The following is a 19740-nucleotide window of genomic DNA, read 5'->3' on the forward strand; positions in this document are numbered from 1 at the left end:
TCCCCGCCGACGGCACCGGCTCGCACCGCATCGTCCTCACCGGCACCGCCGACACCTTCACCGACCCCGACGGCTACACCTGGGAGAGCGCCGCACAGCTCGCCCCCGCGCTGTCCTGACACCCGGCCCGGTCCTACCGGTCGCCCGGTGAACACTCGCCGATGTGGCAGCCCCTGGCCCGGATGTCCGGCCCGTACGTCGTCCGTAGTGAGGCGCCGACACAGCAAACAGGAGAAAGATCATGAAGTTCTGGACCCACGTCGAGCCACCCGAGCCCATGCGGGGTCTGGAGGTTCCGTCCGAGGTGATGGCAGCGCTCGGCGGGGGCGCCCGCCCGCCGGTGACGATCACGGTCAACGGGCATTCCTGGAAGAGCCGGGTCGCCATCATGCGAGGACGCCACTTGCTCGGCCTCAGCAACGCCAATCGGCAGGCCGCGGGTGTCGCGATCGGCGAGGAGGTCGAGGTCGAGCTGGTGCTCGACACCGAGCCGCGCGTCGTCGTCGAGCCCGCGGACTTCGTCCGAGCCCTGGACGAGGACCCCGTGGCCCGCGCCGCGTACGACGGTCTCACCCAGAGCCGCAAGCACGAGCACGTGCGCGCCATCGAGAGCGCGAAGAAGCCCGAGACGCGCCGGCGGCGCATCGAGAAGGCCATCGCCGCCCTGCGGGGCTGACCTCGAAGCCCAGTACTCCGGCGGCACGGCAATCGTCGTAGGGAGGTCTGGCCCTGTTCCCGGCCCGGCGAACCCCGGTCGGCTCAGCCCGGCCGGAGCTCCCCGTCCTGCCCTGCCCTCGGCGCCCAGGAGCACCACCCGGGCCGCGCCGGCCCGCGACATCCTGTGCCTGCCGGCGACGTCCTACACCTGCGCCGGATCGTGTCCCACTGTGCGAGCGGACGAGTCACGCAACCGGTGGTCAACGATCTTCCGCGCCCCATCGGGGACCGATTCCGACCGACCTCGTCCCGCGGGCACATCGGCCGCCCATTCCCCGTTGGTGGGGTGCCGCGTGCTGCCCGCGGCCGCCTCGGCCAGCACGGGCTCCCCGGTGACCGTCGGCCACCAGAGGATCAACCTCAACGTCGCCGTGGCCGCACCGGTGAGAGTGCCCAGGGCCGGGGGATCGGTCGGCGGGCACGGGAAGGCACCGCGCGGACCATGGCCATGTCCAGGTCGACGGAGCTGCGGATCTCGGCCTGTCCATGAGCGGCGGGCGATCGCGAGGTCCGATCGGGCAGGGCCCTACTACTCCTGGACCTCGTGGACCCAGGCAGTCAGGCCTGCCAGGAAGCCGGCGCGTTGGTCGGTGGTGAGCCCGTCCAGGGCGCGCAGCAGGGGTTCGGTGCGGCGGACGATGAAGGTTTCGAGGTGGGGGCGGTACTCGGCGGAGAGCGAGATCAGGACGCGGCGCCGGTTGGCCGGGTCCTGGGCCCGTTCGACGATCCCGGCCCGGTTGAGTGCGCCCACGAGTTCGCTGGCGGTGGGCAGGGAGACGTGCAGCCGCCGGGCGATCTCGCCGACGGCCAGTGGCGGTCCTGCCAGCAGTTGCGGCAGGACGGCGCCGTGGCGCGGCGTCAGTCCGTGGGCCTCCATGGCCGCGCGCAGCGGCTCGGGCATCAGGCCGCGCACCTCCGCGCCCCGGAAGTACGGCTCCAGCAGCGGCACGAGAGCGGCGACTTCGACCTCGGCGGGGGTGGGCTTCCGCGGCTGGGTTCCGGTGTTCTGGCTGTGCGGCATGCGGCGAGTGTATATGGTTCGGATATCCAAACTGTTTGGACATCAGAAGGGTTGGTTCCCGCATGCCCGCAACCAGCTACCGCGATGCACTCAACGACGCCCTGGAACGCCTGGACGACCTCGGCTACGAACGCGGCGAAGGCGTCGACCTCGCCAACCACGGGCCGATGGGCGCCGAAGCCCTCGCCCTGCTCGGCCAGGAGGATGAGGTCGCCCGGTGGGTCGGCCGCTACCGCCGGGCGATGGAGCACCACGAGCCCCCGGCCGCGCGGTTCGCCCTCGACCCGGCCGACGAATCGTCCTGGCGACCCGCCCTCGGCTCCTTCCACCGCGCCGGGGACTGGGAACGCCTCTTCACCCGCCAACTGGCCGAGGCCCACTGGCGGGAGGTGCTGGTCCGTTGGTGGCCACGGCTGCTCCCGGGCCTGTTCGCCGGCCTCACCCACGGCCTCATCCGCACCGCCCACGCCGTACGCGGCCTGGACGCCGCAGGCGCGAACCCGACCGCCCTCCAGCTGAACGAACTGGCCCGCGGCCTCGCCTACTGGGCCGCCCGCTACACCGAACTACCCGGGCGGCCCCGGCTGCACGGCCCGTACAGCCTGCGCGCCGCGGTCGCCGCCCTCCCCCGCACACCCCTGGACGGCCCGGCCGGGCCCCAGGCCGCCCGCCACCGCCTCGACACCCTCGCCGAACTGCCCGGCTACACCACATCGTTGCACTGGCTGACCCCGCACGACGCCCCCCGCCTGCTCAGCGACATGACGGCCCAGTTCGCGGACGTCTACCTCGGCCACCCCGAGGTCTACCCCGTCCCACTCATCCACGGCCTCACCGCACCCGCCGCCGCCCGCCTCCTCCTCCCGCACCTCCCGTACGAGCAGTACGAGCCCACGCTCGCCCGGCTCTGGCAGATCCACACGGCCTTCCTGCTCGCCTTCACCACCGACCGCCGAGACGAGGACACCGACGCCTGGCACCACGAACTGCCCGAACTACCCCCGCTCAACGAACTCGGCGCCCGCGCCGCCGAACACGGCGACGAACACGTCATCAAGTTCACCGAGGCATGCCTGCGCGAGTACGCACTGCGCCCCGACCCCCGCTACCCCGCCGCCGCATTCGCCGCGCAACGGCGGATCACCCGGCTGGACGACGGCGGCGGGGTGTCCGGAGCCTCCGGACGCTGAGTCCGGCACCGGCCCGCCCGCGTCGGCTGGAGCCCCGGACGGCGAGCCCGCGATCGTGACGCCCGGGAGGCCGTGTGGTCGCTCGCAGGTCAGCCCCGGGGTGTCAGGGCTGCGTCAGCCGGGGCGGGTGCCTGCGTCTTGACGCAGTACTCCTGCTTGCCCCAGATGCCGTCGCAGTACTGCCAGCGCTGCTGGTGCCACCCGGGTCCCAGAATCTGGCACCAGTCGTTGAAGCCGTGCGGGTGGCAGGCGAGCCACTGGCCCTCCTCGTCCTGGGCCGTGTCGGTGCGATGCGTGTCGGTGCGGCGCGGTGCGTGGCGGAGCGGGTCTGGGCCTGGGCGGGTGCCGTGAACAGGCCGGCCGCGAAGATCGCGGTGAGCAGAGTCGCGGTCGCGCGTCGTACGGTCATGGGTGGTCGTCTCCTGGTCGTTCATTGCCGCCGGTGGGGGCGGGACTCGCCCCGGCGCCGGGCGTGGCTCGCGTCCCGCCCGGCACCGGGGCGTTCATCCCTCGGTCTGTCACTCCGGCAGGGGCTTGACGATCGTGTGGGTGATGACCTGCCCCTGGATGGTCTTGAGTTCGAGCTTCTGTTGTCCGGCCGGCTGGGTGGCCTTGACGGTTGTCGGCTCGGTGGTGGTCTCGGCGGCTTCGGGCTCGTCCGCGCTGGTCTCGTCGGGCTGGTCGTCGGCCATGGACGGTCTCCTTCTGTCGTGTCCGGGTCGGGCTCAGTCGATCTTCCCAGCGGCGGCGTGGAGTAGTCGGTCGACTACCGGCCAGCGGGGGCGCGCGGTAGTGGCCGGGATGATTCGTCGAACAAGCATGGGCGGACGCCGTCCGGGTGCACGGTGTTTCAGCAGGGCCTGCCGGGACCAGGAGTCATCCGACCCGAGGAAGGCCGATGCCGGGAGGCCCTGGTTTGTCCACCATCGAAGCTCGTGCGAAGAAGAGCAGGACGTCGTCGACACCGTCACCGCCATCCTGCAGACCTGACCCGCAGCCGGCCGTCCGTGACATGACGCGCGGACCCGCGGCATACCGGTGGCGCTCGTCCTGACGGCCCACCACCAGCCCGGGGGCGGCCGCGGCCGCCGACGGACGCCGTCCTGCCCACCCCACGAACGACTCACGAGAGGGACAGCAGTGTGACTGGCTCTGCCACGTACCATTTCTATGCGGTTCAGGACGGTCCGGCCTCGTTCCGGGACGACGGGGATACGTTCGCACTGTCGGTGATCGACCCGGTGGCCGGTGAGCTGGTCGGTACCGTGCGGGTGCCGGGCCGGCGTCCCGGGAGGATGGTTGCGCATCCCGACGGCAGCCGCCTCTACATCCCGGTCGAGAGCGGCTACGGCGGCTTCGTGGTCCTCGACCCCCTCACCCTCGCTGTCACGGCCCGCTACGACGGCGGGGACCGGCCCCAGGACATCGCCCTGTCCACCGACGGCCAGCACCTGTACGTTGCCTTCGCCGAAGGCGAGGGCAGGGTCCTGCAGCCCGCAACTCTCAAGGAAACGGGGCGGTTCCCCGCCGGCGGGGGCAGGGTGAGTACGGCAGCCGACGGCACGCTCTGCGTCCTCGAAGACCCGATGACGTGTGTGCTGCTCCGTCCCGGAACAGACCCGAAGGAACGGCGGGAGATCAGGCTTCCCCACACCACGGGGAACGTGGTGGCGGGGGCGCCGACCGCCTGGCGGCCGCCGCACCCGCCGCCGGTGCGCTCCTATCCCGCCCGCTTCAAGCGGGGCGGCTTCGCCTACTGGTACAGGTCCGGGTACTTCATGCCCGGCAACTATCACCAGGCCGGCGCGGGCGTGCCGATCCCTGCCGCACCGGATGTCGTCAAGGGTCGCTACTGCAGGGACCGCAGCGGCACCCCGTGGAACCCCGTCATCTGGCCGGTTGGATCGTACAAGCACTTCTACAAGGTTCCCGAGTGGTCGCACGGCTCTGACGAGACCTATGTCGACGAGGACGACATCGAGTCCACCTAACCAGGGCCTGCCCCTCCGATCAGGTGACTGCTTGGCGGATCCTTCGGAGTGACGGCACGCCATATCCACGAGATGGCCTCCTGACCTGCACGGTTCAACCGCTCGGGGCTTCCCTGAGCAGGGGGCTCGGCCTCGGTGTCATGCGCGTGGACGACGGGGCCGAGATCCCGTGCTTCGGTCGGCTATGTCAACGTGCAACGTGCATGGACGTCCCGCTCAGCGGAAGTCCGCCGCGTGGTCCACCGCCCACTCCTGGAAGGATCGGGCCGGGGTGCCCGTGATGCGCTCCACTTCGTTGTTGACCGGCTCCGGGTTGTCGATCATCTCCGCCTGGGCCGGCAGCACGGCCTCCACCAGCTCGGCCGGGTAGCCTGCGGCCTTCATCTGCTCGGCGGCCTCGTCCAGCCCGATCTCCTCGAACCGCACCGGCCGCCCGATCGCCTCGCCGATCAGGGCCACCTGCTGGTCCTGGGTGATCAGTTCGGGGCCGGTGAGCAGGGGGCGGGCGCCGAGCAGGGCGTCGGTCGTCAGCGCCCGGACGGCGACCGCGGCAATGTCCGCCTCGTGGATCAGCGGACGGGCCAGCCGTGCCAGCGGTGCCCGTACCGCACCGGTGGTGCGGACCTCCTCCGCCCAGCCCAGCGTGTTGCTCGCGAACCCGGTGGGCCGCAGCGCCGTCCACTCCAGTCCCGATGCCTCGACCAGCCGCTCCAGCTCCGTGTGGAACATGGTGATCGCCTCGCCCGGCTTCTCCTTCCCGCTCCCGACCCCGGCGGACGACAGGTACACCACCCGTCGAGCGTGCTTCCCGATCGCGTCGATCACGTCCGACGCGCCCTCAGCGCCCAGGAACGGCCATACCAGGAAGACCGAATCGACGCCTTCCAGAGCCGCGCCCAGCGACGCGGGATCACCGAGATCGCCGCGCACCGCCTGCACACCCTCCGGGAGGTCCGACTCCCCTCGCACCAGCGCCCGCACGGTCACGCCTGCCGCGTGCAGTTGGGTCACCACCGCGCCGCCGACCTTGCCAGTCGCGCCGGTCACCAGAATCACGGGCTGTGTCATCGGAATCTCCTCGTCTCGCCGTTCGATGACACGACTCTCGTACATCAACCATGGTTCAAGTCAAGCGCCGGCCGGTGGGGGTGGCTGGAGTGACGAAGTTCGATCGGGCCGCACCAGGAGGGCTACCTGCGAGCCGAGCCGGTTAATGGGTTGCAGGCCTCCGTGATGGAGTGTCAGATCCTGGCTATGACGATTGTGCTGGGAACGCCGGCTGCAGGCGGGGTGCGCGAGGCCATGGGCGCACTGCGGGAGTGGCAGTACGACGGAGCGCCGATGCAGCTGCATCCGGGGGACATCGGCTGGAACTGTCGGTTCGGAACGGCTGAGACGGCCGCGGTGGTTCGGACCTGGAGCCGGGGCGGACGGATCCTCGCCGTCGGGATGCTGGACTCGCCGACGGTGCTGCGGATGACGGTCGCTCCCGACGCCTTCCAGGACGAGGACTTGGCGCGGCGGCTTGTTGAGGACATCTCGCTGCCTGAGCGCGGCGTGCTGCCGGAAGGCGCGGTGTCCGTCGAGGCACCGCTGGGCCTGCCGCTTCACGACCTGCTGGCCGAGGAGGGCTGGGGCGTCGACGAGCCGTGGACGCCGCTCTTCCGCGACCTCGCGGAAGCGGTGGAGGACCCCGGGGTGCGGATCAGGGCGATCGGCCCGGAGCAGGCGCAGGACTTCGCCGATGTTCTGCGGTCGGCGTTCAACACCTCGCGGCCTACGCGCGAGTACTGGCATGCGATGTCGGCCGGGCCGTTCCATGCCGACGCCCGCTGCCTGGGCGCCTACGACGACCAGGGCAACCCGGCGGCGGTGGTGACGGTCTGGTCGGCCGGCCCGGGCAAGCCGGGACTGGTCGAGCCGATGGGCGTCCACGAGGACCACCGCGGTCGCGGATACGGCCGGGCGATCACCGTCGCCGGGGCGGCCGCGCTGCGGGAGATGGGCTCGTCGAGCGTTCGGGTGTGCACGCCGAGCTCCAACGTCGGCGGCGTCGCCACGTACAAGGCGGCCGGGTTCGAGGCGAGGCCGGAGATCGGCGACCGGATCCGCAAGGCCTGACGCTGATACAGTCCGGGCCCTTCGTCCGGGGGGCCGCCGGGCGGAGCTGCCGGCAGCTTCGTTGCGGTGCAGGTGATTTGTCGCCGGTCGTGGCAGATGCGGGCGCGGTGTTGACGGTGGCAGCGCCATCGTGACCAGCCCAACGGTGTTCGCGGGCTGGTCACGGCCGAGGAGCAGAGTGGCCCGCTACCCCGGTATCCGGGCTCGCAGGGCCTGGACGAACCAGCCGAGCGCCCCTGCCAGGCTTTCCGGGGGAGACCAGCCGTTGATCACTGCGAGCAACCGAAGGTACCGCTCCCGGCGAGGGTCGTTCGCGGTCTCCAGCCGTGTCAACAGCCGACGCCGAAGATCAACGTCGTCGGCGCTGCCCAAAGCGTGCGCGTACTCGGCCATGACCGCCGCGACGACCGGATCGGCGTGGTGCGAGGCAGGGTCGATGCCGGCTGCCAGGGCGGGGCCGACGTGGTCGCGGACCGCTGCGGCAGGCCCGCGGTGCAGGCCCGCGGTGCCAGCCTGGGCACGATCGGCCACGTAGTGGTCGGCCAGGCGCCGCATGCCGGCGCGAAAGTCCGGATCCTGGGACAGCTCGGCCAACTCCACCCACGCCTCGACCTGCTCGGTCTCGGGGCTGTCGGGCAACTCGGGGGTCATCGACCGCATGATCCCCAGGAATTCGGGATGGGCGTCCAGGCCGCCGAAGGCGGTGTCGAGGAAATCGTCGATCAGACGTCGGCGTTCGTCTTCGGAGAGCTTGGCCAGCTTGTGCATGAGATCCATCTCCTCAGGGGTGGACCCGCGCCTGGCCACCGCCGTCAGCACCGCGCGCCGCAGGCGCAGGGTGCTGATCTGCACGGCCAGCGCTTCGGCGTGCGCTGCGGCGACCTCGGGAAGCGAGATCTCCCGGTCCACGACCTTCCGGATCGTGGACAGGTCCAGTCCCAGGTCGCGCAGCGTCCGCACGAGGTCCAAGCGTGCGACGGCTTCGATGCCGTAGAGGCGGTAGCCGGCCGGGCTGCGGTCGGTCGGCGGCACGATCCCGCAATCGGAGTAGAACCGAATGGCCTTGACCGTCAGTCCGGTCCGCCGGGCCAGATCACCGATCGAGTAGAGCGTGTCGCCGTCCATGCCCTCACCCTCTCGCCTCCCCCTACTGGAGACTCAAGCCGATGGATCCTGAGGGCCATCGCAAGGGAGTGATTCGAGTCACGTCAATGCCCTCGGAACGCAACACCCCGTGATTCAAGGGCAGCGAACGCGTTCTCTGCGTCCGTCTGTAGTGACTGCGGCGTGGGCGGGTCCGGCTGTCCGCCCTTCAGCTGCATTGCTCCCGGCGCGCCGCGCCGATGCCGGCGGCGACCACCAGCGCGGTGCCGCCGGCCTGGACGGCGGTCGGGGTCTGGGAGATGAGGATGAGCCCGGCAAGCAGGCTGACGGCCGGTTCGAGGCCGACCAGGGTGCCGTAGGTGGTCTTGCTGATCCGTTGAAGGGCCGTCATCTCCAGCAGGAAGGGCAGCAGCGGCATCAGGGCCGCGATGCCTGCCGCTGCGGCGACGACACCCCATTCGAGGTTGGCGACGGCCGAGGGTGCGCCGAACGGTGCGCTGACCGCAGCGGCGACGGTGAGCGAGACGGCCAGGCCGTGCTGGGCGGTGAAGCGGCTGCCAACGTGTGCCGTACCTATCACGTACAGCGCCCAGCAGGCGGCCGAGGCCAGCCCGAACAGGACACCGGAGCCGCTGATCGCGCCGGTCCACGGCGAGGTGAGCAGCAGGACGCCGATCGCGGCGAGCGCGAGCCAGCCGAGTTCGGAGCGGCGCTTGGAGGCTGCGACGGCGACGGTGAGCGGGCCGAGGAATTCGAGCGCGGTGGCGGTACCGAGCGGCACTCGTGCGGCCGCCTCGGAGAACGACAGCATCAGTGCGGCGCTCACGGCGCCGAGCAGCGCGGTGGCGACCAGGTCGCGCCGCGACGCGGCGCGCAGCGCGGGCCCGAGCGAGCGGCCGGTGCAGGCGAGCAGGATGACGGCGGCGAACGCGATCCGCAGCCAGGTGGTGCCGGCCGGGCCGATGGAGTCGAAGAGTTCGGTGGCGAGCGCGCTGCCGGTGTGCAGGAGGACCATGGCGGCGAGCACGAGTACGGGGCCGGGAACCCGCCGCCGGGTACCCGTCCGGAAAGACTTCACAGCTGTCCGGCGCCCGGCGTCGGCAGCGGTGGAGGTGGTGGTTGATACGGTCACACAGTCATCTGATCGCCCGCGGGCTGTTTCCGTCCACGGTCTATTGGTGGAGTGATCAGCCACCATCAGTGGACAATGTCGCCATGGAACCCTTCGGTCGGCTGCCCGACCTCACCCGGTTGCGCCTGCTGGTCGAGCTGGACCGGCTCGGCACGATGGCGGCCGTGGCCGACCGCACGGGGTACGGCACCTCGGCGATCTCCAAGCACCTGGCGGTGCTGGAGCAGGAAGTCGGCGTGCCGCTGCTGCGGCCGGTCGGCCGCCGGGTGCGGCTGACGCCCGCGGGTGCGCGGCTGGTGGAGCACGCGGCGGGGATCCTGGCGGCGGTGGCGGAAGCGACGGCCGAGCTGCGCGGCGGCACGGAGCCGGCCGGCCGGGTGCGACTGGCCAGCTTCTACACGGCGGTGGAGCCGGTGGTCCTGCCGGTGGTGGCTCGGATGAGTCGGCTCCATCCACAGGTGGAAATGGAGGTGTCCGAGCAGGAGCCGGAGCGGACCGTGGAGCTGCTGCGGTCCGGCGAGGCCGATCTCGGGGTGGTGTACGACTACAGTCTCGTGCCGCATCCGTGGCCGTCGGAGCTGAGCGCCCGGAAGTTCGAGGAGCAGCCGCTGTACCTGGTTGTACCGAGCAGCCACCCGGACTCGCAGCGGCCGGTCGCGCTGTCGGAGCTCGCCGCCTTCGCCGAAAGCGGCTGGATCGCCAACTCCCGCGGCACGGACGACGACGAGCTGGTGCACCGGGTGTGCGCGATGGCCGGTTTCGTCCCCCGGATTCCGCATCGGATCGACAGCCTGCACCTCGTGAACAGCCTGGTCGGTGCGGGCCTGGGGGTGGCGGTGCTGGCCGAGTCCTGCATCGAGCGCGACCGTACGGATGTGGCCTTCCGCCGCCTCGACCCGCTGACCGGCACCCGCCGCAGCTTCCTGATCACCCGCGCCGGCCAGTGGACCTGGCCCCCGATCGCCGCCGTCGCCGCCCTGATCCGCACCCGCTGACCGCAGCCCGCCCGGCGCAGCGGATGACTTCCGCCTTCACCCTTCCACTCGCGCGCACCCACCCACCTGCCCCGGGCCGCCCGGGCCGCCGGCCTCGGCCCGGCCCTCCCGTCCGCCGCCGGCATGGCGAGATTGCGAACTTCACCGGCTACGGTTTGCCTTCACCGCTACCGTGGAGCCACGGCCACGCCAAGGCCGTGCACCCCCGGGACGTTCGGTACCGCCCCGGGTCGTCACCGCGGTGCCCCCGTCAGGCACCCGAAGGAGCAGCCAATGAGCCACGACAGTGCGGCAACCGACCGCGAACCCGTCCCCGACCGGTCCGCCGAAGCCCTGCGCTCCTGGGCCCAGGCCGAGCGCACCCAGGCCGACGAGCTCGCCGGGCTCCTGGAGGACATCGCCGCCAACGGCCTGCCCCGCCCCGAGAACTGCCTGCCGTGGACCGACCTGCGCGACCAGCACCTCGCCGAGCTCGCCGACGGGCAGACTGCGCAGCGTGTCGCCTAGCCACGCCCCCCGACGGGCCGAAGTCCTCCTTCACCCGCCGGCCACCCGCCAGCTTGAGAAACTGACCGCCGCCGAGACGCACCGCCTCGACCGCGCTCTGGTCGCCATCTCGGTACGCCCCGACCTCGGCACGCTGCGCCCGGAAGCGCCGCTGCGCGACTACCGCGACGAGGTGGAGGGCGTGCGCGTGGTCTACTTCGCCACCGCCCTGCACACGATGGTGATCGCGGTCTACGTCGAAGCCTGACCGCCCTGCGGTCGTCCGTCCGGCCGCCGGTGGGTAGCGGCCGCCGGGCGGGCGGGGTGACGGCTGCGCCATGGTGGCGGCGGGATGGTGCTCCGGACTCGTGCCGGTCGGTCCGCGATGCCGTGTCGGCTCGTGGCTGTCAGTCGGCCGGCAGGACTTCCAGGCCGAGTGCTTTGAGTTGCTCGACGACTGCGTCGTGGGGGTCGGCGTCGGTGATCAGTCCGCTGACCTTCTCCCAGGGCAGGACGCGGAACCGTGAAGCGGTGCCGATCTTCTCGGAGGAGGCGAGGATGTAGGTGTCCGCGGCCCGTGCGGCCAGGGCGCGCTTCATCGCGGCCTCCTCCGCGTCAGCGGTGGTCAGTCCCGCTTCGGGGTGCACGCCGGTGACGCCGAGCAGGCAGAGGTCGGCGGAGATGTTCTGCGCGGCCTCGACCGCGGCGGCGCCGCAGGCGACCGCCGAATGCTTGAAGATCCGGCCTCCGAGCAGGAAGAGCTCCGCCTGCGGATGGTCGAGCAGGGCCGCGGCGATCGTCGGGCTGTGGGTGATGACGGTGCAGGCCAGGTCCTGGGGGAGTGCGTGGGCGACGGCGAGGGCGGTGGTGCCGCCGTCGAGGATCAGGGTGCCGCCGGGCCGTACCAGTGCGGCGGCCGCAGTGGCGACTTTCCGCTTGCCGTCCGGGGCCACGCTCTGGCGGGCGGCGTAGTCCACGACTGCCGGGGAGACGGGCAGCGCGCCGCCGTAGACCCGTTGGCAGAGTCCTTCGGCGGCAAGGTCGCGCAGGTCGCGTCGCACGCTGTCCTCGGAGATTCCCAGGTCGGCGGCGACGTCCTTGGCGACGATCTTGCCCTCGCGGGCCAGTAGGCCGAGGAGGTGGTCGCGCCGTTCGGCAGCCAGCATCCGTATTCTCTCCTGTTCTTTCACGTTTCTGCATGTATCGTAGCGCACATGCCCGACAAGCCCATGCTCATCCTCATCGCCGGCCCCTACCGCTCCGGCACCGACGGCGACCCGCAGGCCATGGCCGCCAACCTCGCCCGCCTCGAAACCGCCGCCTGGCCCGTCTTCGCCACCGGTCACCTGCCCGTGATCGGGGAGTGGATCGCCCTGCCCGTCCTGCGCTCGGCCGGCGCGGGCCCCACCGACCCGCTCGCCGACCAGGTCCTCTACCCGACCGCCGAGCGCCTGCTCGCGCACTGCGACGCCGTACTGCGCCTGCCCGGCGACTCCGCCGGAGCCGACCAGGACGTCGCCATCGCCCGGCGCCTCGGCCTGCCCGTCTACCACGACGTGGCCGAGATCCCCCGCCGCACCCCGCGGGAGGCGGCGTGAGCGGCCGCCCGGGCACCGACACCCCCGACCACCGCGGCCGCACCGGCCTCGACAGGGCCGGACGCGGCCTGGACCGCAACCCCGGAATCCGGGTCCGCGACGTCGAGCTCACCTCCCAGGGCTGGTACGTGCTGCGGCGCACCACCTTCGACTACCGCCGCCGCGACGGACGCTGGGAGACCCAGCAGCGCGAGACCTACGACCGCGGCAACGGCGCCGTGGTCCTGCCCTACGACACCGAACGCGGCTGCGTCCTGCTCACCCGCCAGTTCCGTTACCCGGCCTACGTCAACGACCACCCCGACGGCATGCTCGTCGAAGCCGCCGCAGGCCTGCTCGACGCGGACGACCCGCCCGCCGCCATCCGACGCGAGAGCGCCGAAGAGCTCGGCGTCACCCTCGGCCCGCTCACCCATGTCCTCGACGCCTACATGAGCCCCGGCTCCGTCACCGAACGCCTCCACTTCTTCGCCGCCCCCTACACGCCGGCCGACCGGACCGGGACCGGCGGCGGAGTTGAGGAGGACGGCGAGGACATCGAGGTCCTCGAACTGCCCTTCGCCCAGGCCCTCGCCATGATTCGCGACGGACGCATCGCCGACGGGAAGACCATCCTGCTCCTGCAATGGGCGGCCCTGGAGGGGCCGTTCGCCCCAGCGAGCGACCGCTGACAACGCCCCCACCCGCGGTGTTGCCCCGGCCGATCTGCAGCGCCGCATTGATCGGCCGAACGCCGGGGTGGGGGCCCGTCATGCCGCCCCGCCCGCACGCCGGTCGATTCTGACGGGCTGTCACATGCGCTGCCCAGGGAAAGGGCGTCTTCCGAGCCTCTGTCGTCCGACGACGCCGAACGCCCGGCAGCTGTGTTGCCGGGCGTGAAACCGAAGGGCGCAGTCAAGTAGGCGGCGACGGACTGGGCCGAGGAGCACCCGGCGGAGACATCAGCCGGGGCCCAGTTCTGATCCCCGGCCGGCGGCCCGCCCCTGCGACGCCGACTCCGTTGCGCTGACCGTCCGCGTGGACCAGGCCGAAGTCGTTGAGGTGGACCAGTAGCGCGTCAACCCAGGATGGACGTGCCGAGTCGGTCTTCCTCCGTTCCGAGCGCGCCGGCGGCGGACGATGGGGATCCCACACCACTCCGACCTGCCAGCGCGCGGCCGGGTGGTCGATCGGGGTGATCGCGACTTGGGCGGGTGCGATGCTGCGCACCCTTTCAGGCACCAACGCGGCCCCCACCCCGGCTGCCACCAGGGCAAGGACCGTCTGCAGGTCATTGGCGTGCTGGATCACCTCCGGACGAAGCTCGCACGCGGCCAGGTAGGCGTCCACCTGCCCGGCGAGGCCCGGTCCTTTCACCCGCGCCAGCTGAACCAGCCCGTACTCCTCCATTGCCGCGCCGACGTCCCTGGGATCGGTCGACGGTCGTCGACTCCTGTCAGGCGGGGATGCCAAGGCCAGGGTGTCACTGCTGAGTTCGAGCACCTTCAGGCCGTCCCGGCCGGCAGCCGGATGTATCCCGCGTCCAGTTCGCCTCGGCGTACCCGCTCCTCCTGCACGCTGGACGGCATGTCGTCCAGCGTGACTCCGATCCCGGGGTGGCGGCGGCGGAACTCAGCCACGTCACGTGGCGCGAGATCGATGCTGGACATTCCGAAGCCGATCGACAGGTGGCCGGTGTCACCATCGGCGATCCGGCGGGCCCGCAGCACCAGGGCGTCGACGCGGTCAACGATCTCTCGGGCGTCGGGGAGGAGAGCCCGGCCCAGCTCGGTCGGTTCGGCGCCGTGCCTGCCACGCGTGAACAACAGGCCACCGACCTGCGCCTCCAGGACCTGGATCTGCTTGGTCCAGGTTGGGTTATCGACAACACCTCGGCGGCGACACCGAAGGTCCGATGGCCGGCGAGGGTGACGAAGGCACGCAGCAAACGTACTTCCATTCCTGCAGTGTATGGCACGGCTCCAAGGATTCATTGGACGAATGGGATGGGAGGCGGTGTACTGAAATCCCACCGACCTTCGAAGGAGTTCGATGTCGCAATCCACTGTTGTGCGCACCGCGACCGTGCAGTTCGAGTCCCGGCCGGGCGACAAGGCGTTCAACTCTCGCGGGTGGAGCACTATGCGAGGGCCGCGGCTGCTGACCAGGTGCGGCTGGTTGCGCTGCCCGAGATGTGCCTCCTCGGCTACTGGCACCTGACCAAGCGCCCTGCGGCCTACCTGGAAGAGGTGGCCGAGGCGTGGGACGGTCCGTCGGTGAGCGCGGTCGCCCGGCTCGCGTGCGATCTGGGGTTGGGAATCGGCGTCGGCTTCCTGGAGCGCGCGGAGGACGGTCAGCTATTCAATTCGTATACGATCTGCCTGCCTGACGGGGCCATTCATGTCCATCGAAAGCTGCACGCATTCGAGCACGAGGCGATCGCCAGCGGGGACCGCTACACGGTATTCGACACTCCGTGGGGCGTGCGGGTCGGTGTGCTGATCTGCTGGGACAACAATCTCGTCGAGAATGTACGGGCCACTGCCCTGCTGGGCGCGCAGGTACTGGTCGCGCCGCACCAGACCGGCGGGACCGACTCCCGCAGCCCGCACGGCATGAAGCCGATCCCGATGGAGCTGTGGGAGAACCGGCAGCAGGATCCGGAGTCGATCGAGGCCGCGTTCCGCGGGCCGCACGGTCGCGGATGGCTCATGAGGTGGTTGCCGGCGCGGGCCCACGACAACGGAGTGTTCGTGGTGTTCAGCAACGGTGTAGGGCGCGACGACAACGAGGTCCGGACCGGCAACGCGATGATCATCGACCCGTACGGCCGCGTGCTGAGCGAAACCTGGGCGGCGGCTGACGCCATGGTCACCGCCGACCTCGACCTCGGTCTGCTGCCGATGTCCACAGGACAGCGCTGGCTCCGCGGGCGGAGGCCGGAGCTCTACGGCGTGCTCCTCGAACGGCGCGGCGACGAGCGGGACCCCCGCACTGTCCGCTTCTCCACGTCCGTCGGCGAGTAGGGCCCACAGCGGCCCAGGAGTGGTTCAGTGCCGGGCACTTGCCGCAACAGCGGGGTGGGCCGCGCGCCGGACAAGGACAGCCGGGGCGAGTTCCTGGACACCGCGCCGGGGCGAGATCAGTCACGATCAGTCATGCGACCGACCCGCATCGCTGCGTACCTGCTCGCGGGCTTCGGTTGCGCTGCTGGAGCGTGGTAATTCGGCGTGCGCGGTCACGACGGCTTGCGGTACGGCCTCGGAGGGTATGACGCGCTGGAGCGCGGTTGCCAGGAAGCGCCTACACCCACTGCCCGGGTCTTCGGGAACGGAAGTCGATTCGGTCGGCCGCGGCGCGAAGTTCGGCCCGGACACGTTCGGCGTCCCGGTCGCGGACACCTGCGGTGCCGATCTGAGAGGCGCGCGGGCTGGTTTGACGTCGGTGATTGCGCAGGTGCTTCCTGGTCCAGACACCCTGCTCGTGGTGCGCAGCGGCTTGCGCGGGAGGCGGCAGGCGATTGCCGTGGGCCTGGGGACCGCAGTTGCAGCGTTCGGGTGGGGGCTCGCAGCGGCCGTCGGGGTCGCAGCCCTTCTGCAACACTCTGCCGCCGCCTTTACCGCGGTCAAGCTTGCAGGCGCCGCCTATCTGATATTCCTGGGAGTGCGAACGTTCTGGCGGACCCGGCAAGGGCAAGTCTCTACTACGCCTACAGGCACGCAGGGTCACGACAGCGCCTGGCGCGCGGCACGAACCGGACTGGTGGCAGGCCTTCTCAACCCGAAGACGGGCCGCTTCTACGTCGCCGTCCTGCCGCAGATCATTCCCGGAAACGAGACTGTCCTCGCTTCCACCCTGCTGTTCGCCACAGTCGATGCGTTGGTCGTAGCCTCTACTTCGTCCTCCTCGCCTGGTTCGCCGCCCTGCTCGCCAACTGGCTGCGCCGCCCCCGCACCCTTCGGTTCATGGAACGCATAACGGCGACGGCGTTGGTGGGGCTCGGGGTCCGCACCGCCTTGGAGCCATAGCGTCTCCGCGGCTCGGGAGGCTGTGGAGCGCCCCCGCGGAACCCGAACCTGATGAGCAGCGGTCTCCTCGCGCCCGCTCCACCCCGTGCCAGGCGGGCTGCGCGAGCTGCCCGGCCATCAGCTGCGTCGGCGCTGCCCTACCGAACTCCGCACGCCGGCCCCGTCGCCCCCAACAGCCGATTCTGACGGACCGAACGGCGGTCGGGCGCCGTGGACTGTCAGTCCCGGTCGGCAGGATGCGGGTGACACCGCAGCCCGCACCGAGGAGTACCGTGACCGCCGCCACCGAGCCGACCCACCACCCCGTCTTCCCCTCCCTCTGGTGCGCCACCGACCTCGGTCCGCACCGTCCGTGTGATGGCACCTACGAGTGGTACGACCCCGACACGCTGCCACCGCTGGACCCGGCCCGTTTCGACGGCAGGTTCGGGTGGCTCGGCGGCACGGGTCCGGCGGTACCGGAGCTCGCCGGGCACCTCGACGCCGTGGCCGCCGAGCTGGCGGGTGCCGGGATCGCGCTGCCCGCCGCCTTCACCGCCTTCCAGACCGGTGCCGCCAGCCACCGGGCCCTGGACGCGGTGTCGGCCACGGCCTGCTGGACGGACGTCTCCTCGCCGATAGCGAGCCCGGGGGAGCCCGACGCCTTCCTGGTCCGCTTCCTGCGCGACCAGCAGGACTGCGTGCACTGGTACCTCTACCTCCGCCCCAGCGGCGAGGCCTTCGTGGTGGCCTCCCCGCTGGACCTCGCGCCCGAGCCCGAGCGGGACGAACCGGGCATGCCGCTGGACTGGTTGGGGGTCATCGCCCGGTGCGCTTCCTCGTTCGAGGAGTTCGCGTACCGCTTCTGGGTGGAGAACCGCCTCTGGTACGTGCTGAACGGCTACGGCGAGGAGAGTATGGACGATGAGCTCGCGGGGTACCTCGCGCACTACGAGCGGGCCTGACCCCGACGGCAACGAGCCCGACGACCGGGAGCAAGGCCTACTCGGCGAGGTACGTCGCCAGGTGCGCAGCCGGACGGCGGGGCTGACCCGGAGAACATCGAGCAGGCCCTGCACCGGGCCCGGGACGACGAGCGCCCCCGTCGATGCCGGGGACGAGACCGCCTCCGCCACCGAGGCTGGGCTCTAGCGGCCCGCGTATCGCCTGAGCTACCGTGACCGGGCATGGGAGCCGCTACCGCGTTCTGGTCCTTCGCCGTGGTTGTGGGCGTGCTGATCCTGACTCCCGGTCTTGATACCGCGCTGATCCTCCGTACGGCCGCCCTGGGAGGGCGACGTGAGGCGTGGGGCGTCGTGCTCGGCATCCAGACGGGAACACTGTTCTGGGGAACGGCGAGCGCCCTCGGCATCACGGCCCTGCTCACCGCCTCCCGCGCCGCCTACGACGTTCTGCGCCTGGCAGGCGCCGCCTACCTGCTGTGGTTGGGCGCGCTGATGCTGTGGAGGAGCCTGCGCAGGCACCGCGGTGCGGTGGAGCCCCGCCCCGCCGCCGACGAGCGGACGACCGCGGTCGCCGGGCTGGCTGCGGGCTGGCGGCGGGGGGTGCTGGCAAACGTGCTCAATCCGAAGATGGGCGTGTTCTACATCGCCGTCCTGCCGCAGTTCATTCCGGCCGGCGCACCGCACCTGGCCATGGGCGTGGCCCTGACCTGCCTGCACATCGCAGAATGCCTGGTCTGGTCGGTAGTCCTGGTGGCCTTCGCCCACGTCCTACGCGCCTGGCTGCGTCGACCCGTGACGCAGCGGGTGCTCGACAGGATCACCGGAACGGTCGTCATCGGCTTCGGGGTGAAGCTCGCCACCGGGGACTGATCCCGCCGAGCGGGGGGCGACTTCCTCGGCGACGGCCTGTGGCCTGCCCATCCTGGCGTCCAGGAACTTCAGCGCGACGGCCGTCCCGTCGGCGGGACCGAGGAGTACGACGTCCAGCGCGGTACCTGGACCGCCCTGATCGACGGCAGCATCGTCGCCGCCGCCACCGGCGAACCCCTGTGCCGCCCCGGCCCCGACACCGCCCTCGCCCTGTTGAGCCGGGCCGTGGGGGAGCCCCTCACCCGCAGGTGGGGAGGGCGGGTCGCGGTGCTTCGGGCGGTGGGGCCCGGTGCTGCCGTGGTGTTGACTGCGGGTCGGTCGGGTCAGCCCTGGTAGCCGGCCGGCCGGAAGTGCCAGACCTGGTTGTTTCCGGCGACACCCCCTGCGCCGGCCCGGACCTGCCACCACGCCCGGAGGGCTGGATCCGGCCGTGCACAGCAGCCGTCCCGCGCCCGCCGACCGGGGCGTGGGCCGCCCGATCCCCGACCTCCCGCCGGTGCGCGGCGCGCTGTGGCTGCGCTGGTCCGGCCGCGACGGCATCCGCACCCTCCACCACGGCGCCGGCCTCGTCAGAGGCTGGACGCCCCCGCCGTGCCGGACCAGCCAGGCAAGGGCGGCCGCCAGTTCCCGCTCCCGACTGCCGGAGGCACCGCGCGATCCCGTCAGCGCGGCTCCCGCCTCAGGCTGCGGTGCCATCGGTCGTACGGTTCACAAGCATGACCCGTCGCATGCGGTGGCGGTTCACGAGACGATCGCCGCGTTCGTCCTCGCTCGGACTACGAGCCCTTGGGGACGCCCGGGTACCACTCGCTCCAGCCGCCCCACGGGGTGAGGGTCCGGGACCAGGTCACGTTGTTGCTGTCGAGGGAACTGATGGTGAAGTTGAAGTCGCCCTGGTGGTTGAGGACCTTCACCTGCCGGACGAAGGGGCCGCCGCCCAGGGAGCCCCATGCTCCGTTGTCGTCGTTGATCCACACCGCGTGGTCCAGGCCGATTACGAAGCGGACCTCGCCCTTCGACGTCTTCATGATGGTCTCGCCCGAGCCGTAGGCGAACCCGCAGTAGAAGAGCCCGCCACGGTTGGAGCAGGTCTTCCCGACGACGACCGGCTTGTCCGAGGCCCCAGCGGCGGGGGCGGCGACCAGTACGGCGGTTAGTGCCGATGCGACTGCGACCGCACTGCGGATCTTGTTCATGGTTCTCTCTCCTGGCAGGGCTGTGCGCCGGAATTGGTGATCCGGCCGCGAACCACCCTGTCGCCCGTGTTGACGCCGGGTCAATATATTGCCGCAACAACGGCGCGAGCCTGGGGCATGCACTGCCCGATCGTGCAGGCCGGCCTTGTTCACGCGATCTCGTGCACGAAGCCACGGCTTTGACCCCGAGTGCCCGGGTGTCGTGGGAGGTGGAGGCGCTGGAGCCGGCCGAGTTGCGCCGGCGGTTGAAGGGCGCGGCCAGGCCGGACGCGGCCGCGTCGGTGCGGGATGGTCCGCTCGGCGATGGCCGGCACGGCCCGGGACGGGACGCTACGGTGCCCGGCACGCGATGGCGGTGAACGGGACCG

Annotated in this window: 23 protein-coding genes and 1 pseudogene; 14 read left to right on the forward strand and 10 right to left on the reverse strand. The window is 71.2% G+C overall.

Features of this window, described 5'->3' with window-relative positions; genetic code table 11:
- Both ACWGB8_RS20815 and ACWGB8_RS20820 read left to right on the forward strand, forming a co-directional pair.
- Nucleotides 1-119, forward strand: a pseudogene (locus ACWGB8_RS20815) (glyoxalase); the annotation flags it as partial.
- Between the two features lie 122 nt (nucleotides 120-241).
- Nucleotides 242-676: a YdeI/OmpD-associated family protein gene (locus ACWGB8_RS20820; RefSeq protein WP_452215011.1), complete on the forward strand. Its 435-nt coding sequence runs from the start codon at nucleotides 242-244 to the stop codon at nucleotides 674-676.
- 570 nt (nucleotides 677-1246) lie between these two features.
- Here the strand turns inward: ACWGB8_RS20820 and ACWGB8_RS20825 are convergent.
- The gene (locus tag ACWGB8_RS20825; RefSeq protein ID WP_452215012.1) at nucleotides 1247-1738 is read right to left on the reverse strand and encodes a MarR family winged helix-turn-helix transcriptional regulator; all 492 of its coding nucleotides are present in this window, start codon (nucleotides 1736-1738) and stop codon (nucleotides 1247-1249) included.
- Between the two features lie 62 nt (nucleotides 1739-1800).
- Here ACWGB8_RS20825 and ACWGB8_RS20830 point away from each other — a divergent pair, with 62 nt between their 5' ends.
- On the forward strand, nucleotides 1801-2928 hold the full coding sequence (locus ACWGB8_RS20830; RefSeq protein ID WP_452215013.1) for a questin oxidase family protein: 1128 nt from the start codon (nucleotides 1801-1803) through the stop codon (nucleotides 2926-2928).
- A gap of 89 nt (nucleotides 2929-3017) precedes the next feature.
- Here ACWGB8_RS20830 and ACWGB8_RS20835 read toward each other — a convergent pair whose 3' ends face one another.
- Nucleotides 3018-3362 carry a hypothetical protein gene (locus ACWGB8_RS20835; protein ID WP_452215014.1) on the reverse strand — a complete coding sequence of 115 codons (345 nt, stop codon included), beginning with the start codon at nucleotides 3360-3362 and terminating at the stop codon, nucleotides 3018-3020.
- A gap of 84 nt (nucleotides 3363-3446) precedes the next feature.
- Entirely contained in the window at nucleotides 3447-3620 is a 174-nt protein-coding gene (locus ACWGB8_RS20840) for a hypothetical protein (protein WP_452215015.1), read from the reverse strand.
- Between the two features lie 537 nt (nucleotides 3621-4157).
- Here ACWGB8_RS20840 and ACWGB8_RS20845 point away from each other — a divergent pair.
- Nucleotides 4158-4919: a YncE family protein gene (locus tag ACWGB8_RS20845; protein ID WP_452215016.1), complete on the forward strand. Its 762-nt coding sequence runs from the start codon at nucleotides 4158-4160 to the stop codon at nucleotides 4917-4919.
- A 216-nt stretch (nucleotides 4920-5135) separates the two neighbouring features.
- Here the strand turns inward: ACWGB8_RS20845 and ACWGB8_RS20850 are convergent, their stop codons facing one another.
- Nucleotides 5136-5987, reverse strand: a complete 852-nt coding sequence (locus ACWGB8_RS20850) for an NAD(P)H-binding protein (protein WP_452215017.1) — start codon at nucleotides 5985-5987, stop codon at nucleotides 5136-5138.
- A gap of 186 nt (nucleotides 5988-6173) precedes the next feature.
- On the opposite strand from ACWGB8_RS20850, the gene ACWGB8_RS20855 reads away from it, so the two are divergent.
- A complete protein-coding gene (locus ACWGB8_RS20855) occupies nucleotides 6174-7040 on the forward strand; it encodes a GNAT family N-acetyltransferase (RefSeq protein ID WP_452215018.1) in 867 nt (288 codons plus the stop codon).
- A gap of 186 nt (nucleotides 7041-7226) precedes the next feature.
- On the opposite strand, the gene ACWGB8_RS20860 is transcribed toward ACWGB8_RS20855, so the two are convergent.
- Both ACWGB8_RS20860 and ACWGB8_RS20865 read right to left on the reverse strand, forming a co-directional pair.
- Entirely contained in the window at nucleotides 7227-8165 is a 939-nt protein-coding gene (locus ACWGB8_RS20860; RefSeq protein WP_452215019.1) for a MerR family transcriptional regulator, read from the reverse strand.
- A 187-nt stretch (nucleotides 8166-8352) separates the two neighbouring features.
- A complete protein-coding gene (locus ACWGB8_RS20865) occupies nucleotides 8353-9159 on the reverse strand; it encodes an EamA family transporter (RefSeq protein WP_452215020.1) in 807 nt (268 codons plus the stop codon).
- Between the two features lie 200 nt (nucleotides 9160-9359).
- Between ACWGB8_RS20865 and ACWGB8_RS20870 the strand changes: the two genes are divergently transcribed.
- The 3 genes from ACWGB8_RS20870 (at nucleotide 9360) to ACWGB8_RS20880 (ending at nucleotide 11025) form a co-directional block, all read left to right on the forward strand.
- A complete protein-coding gene (locus ACWGB8_RS20870) occupies nucleotides 9360-10271 on the forward strand; it encodes a LysR family transcriptional regulator (protein ID WP_452215021.1) in 912 nt (303 codons plus the stop codon).
- 273 nt (nucleotides 10272-10544) lie between these two features.
- On the forward strand, nucleotides 10545-10778 hold the full coding sequence (locus ACWGB8_RS20875; RefSeq protein ID WP_452215022.1) for a hypothetical protein: 234 nt from the start codon (nucleotides 10545-10547) through the stop codon (nucleotides 10776-10778).
- Complete coding sequence (locus ACWGB8_RS20880; protein ID WP_452215023.1) at nucleotides 10768-11025, forward strand: hypothetical protein; 258 nt, start codon at nucleotides 10768-10770, stop codon at nucleotides 11023-11025. The genes ACWGB8_RS20875 and ACWGB8_RS20880 overlap by 11 nt, the downstream gene beginning before the upstream one ends.
- 139 nt (nucleotides 11026-11164) lie before the next feature.
- On the opposite strand, the gene ACWGB8_RS20885 is transcribed toward ACWGB8_RS20880, so the two are convergent.
- A complete protein-coding gene (locus tag ACWGB8_RS20885) occupies nucleotides 11165-11923 on the reverse strand; it encodes a DeoR/GlpR family DNA-binding transcription regulator (RefSeq protein ID WP_452215024.1) in 759 nt (252 codons plus the stop codon).
- A 48-nt stretch (nucleotides 11924-11971) separates the two neighbouring features.
- Between ACWGB8_RS20885 and ACWGB8_RS20890 the strand changes: the two genes are divergently transcribed.
- Nucleotides 11972-12355, forward strand: coding sequence for a DUF4406 domain-containing protein (locus ACWGB8_RS20890; RefSeq protein ID WP_452215025.1), 384 nt, complete (start codon nucleotides 11972-11974; stop codon nucleotides 12353-12355).
- Nucleotides 12352-13026 carry an NUDIX domain-containing protein gene (locus tag ACWGB8_RS20895; protein WP_452215026.1) on the forward strand — a complete coding sequence of 225 codons (675 nt, stop codon included), beginning with the start codon at nucleotides 12352-12354 and terminating at the stop codon, nucleotides 13024-13026. The genes ACWGB8_RS20890 and ACWGB8_RS20895 overlap by 4 nt, the downstream gene beginning before the upstream one ends.
- Before the next feature lie 223 nt (nucleotides 13027-13249).
- On the opposite strand, the gene ACWGB8_RS20900 is transcribed toward ACWGB8_RS20895, so the two are convergent.
- Together ACWGB8_RS20900 and ACWGB8_RS20905 are read right to left on the reverse strand one after the other, a co-directional pair.
- Nucleotides 13250-13870 (reverse strand): LysR substrate-binding domain-containing protein, encoded by a 621-nt coding sequence (locus tag ACWGB8_RS20900; protein WP_452215052.1) that lies wholly within the window; start codon nucleotides 13868-13870, stop codon nucleotides 13250-13252.
- The gene (locus ACWGB8_RS20905) at nucleotides 13840-14004 is read right to left on the reverse strand and encodes a LysR substrate-binding domain-containing protein (RefSeq protein ID WP_452215027.1); all 165 of its coding nucleotides are present in this window, start codon (nucleotides 14002-14004) and stop codon (nucleotides 13840-13842) included. The genes ACWGB8_RS20900 and ACWGB8_RS20905 overlap by 31 nt, the downstream gene beginning before the upstream one ends.
- Between ACWGB8_RS20905 and ACWGB8_RS20910 the strand changes: the two genes are divergently transcribed.
- From ACWGB8_RS20910 to ACWGB8_RS20925, 4 genes are all read left to right on the forward strand, one after another.
- Nucleotides 13951-15360: a nitrilase family protein gene (locus tag ACWGB8_RS20910; protein ID WP_452215028.1), complete on the forward strand. Its 1410-nt coding sequence runs from the start codon at nucleotides 13951-13953 to the stop codon at nucleotides 15358-15360. The genes ACWGB8_RS20905 and ACWGB8_RS20910 overlap by 54 nt on opposite strands.
- Nucleotides 15361-15604: 244 nt before the next feature.
- Complete coding sequence (locus ACWGB8_RS20915) at nucleotides 15605-16312, forward strand: LysE family translocator (protein ID WP_452215029.1); 708 nt, start codon at nucleotides 15605-15607, stop codon at nucleotides 16310-16312.
- Between the two features lie 322 nt (nucleotides 16313-16634).
- Entirely contained in the window at nucleotides 16635-17306 is a 672-nt protein-coding gene (locus ACWGB8_RS20920) for a hypothetical protein (protein ID WP_452215030.1), read from the forward strand.
- 222 nt (nucleotides 17307-17528) lie between these two features.
- Entirely contained in the window at nucleotides 17529-18176 is a 648-nt protein-coding gene (locus ACWGB8_RS20925; RefSeq protein ID WP_452215031.1) for a LysE family translocator, read from the forward strand.
- A 776-nt stretch (nucleotides 18177-18952) separates the two neighbouring features.
- Here the strand turns inward: ACWGB8_RS20925 and ACWGB8_RS20930 are convergent.
- Nucleotides 18953-19372: a hypothetical protein gene (locus ACWGB8_RS20930; protein WP_452215032.1), complete on the reverse strand. Its 420-nt coding sequence runs from the start codon at nucleotides 19370-19372 to the stop codon at nucleotides 18953-18955.
- Nucleotides 19373-19740: the final 368 nt, after the last annotated feature.

The organism is Kitasatospora sp. NPDC054939 (genome assembly GCF_053610105.1).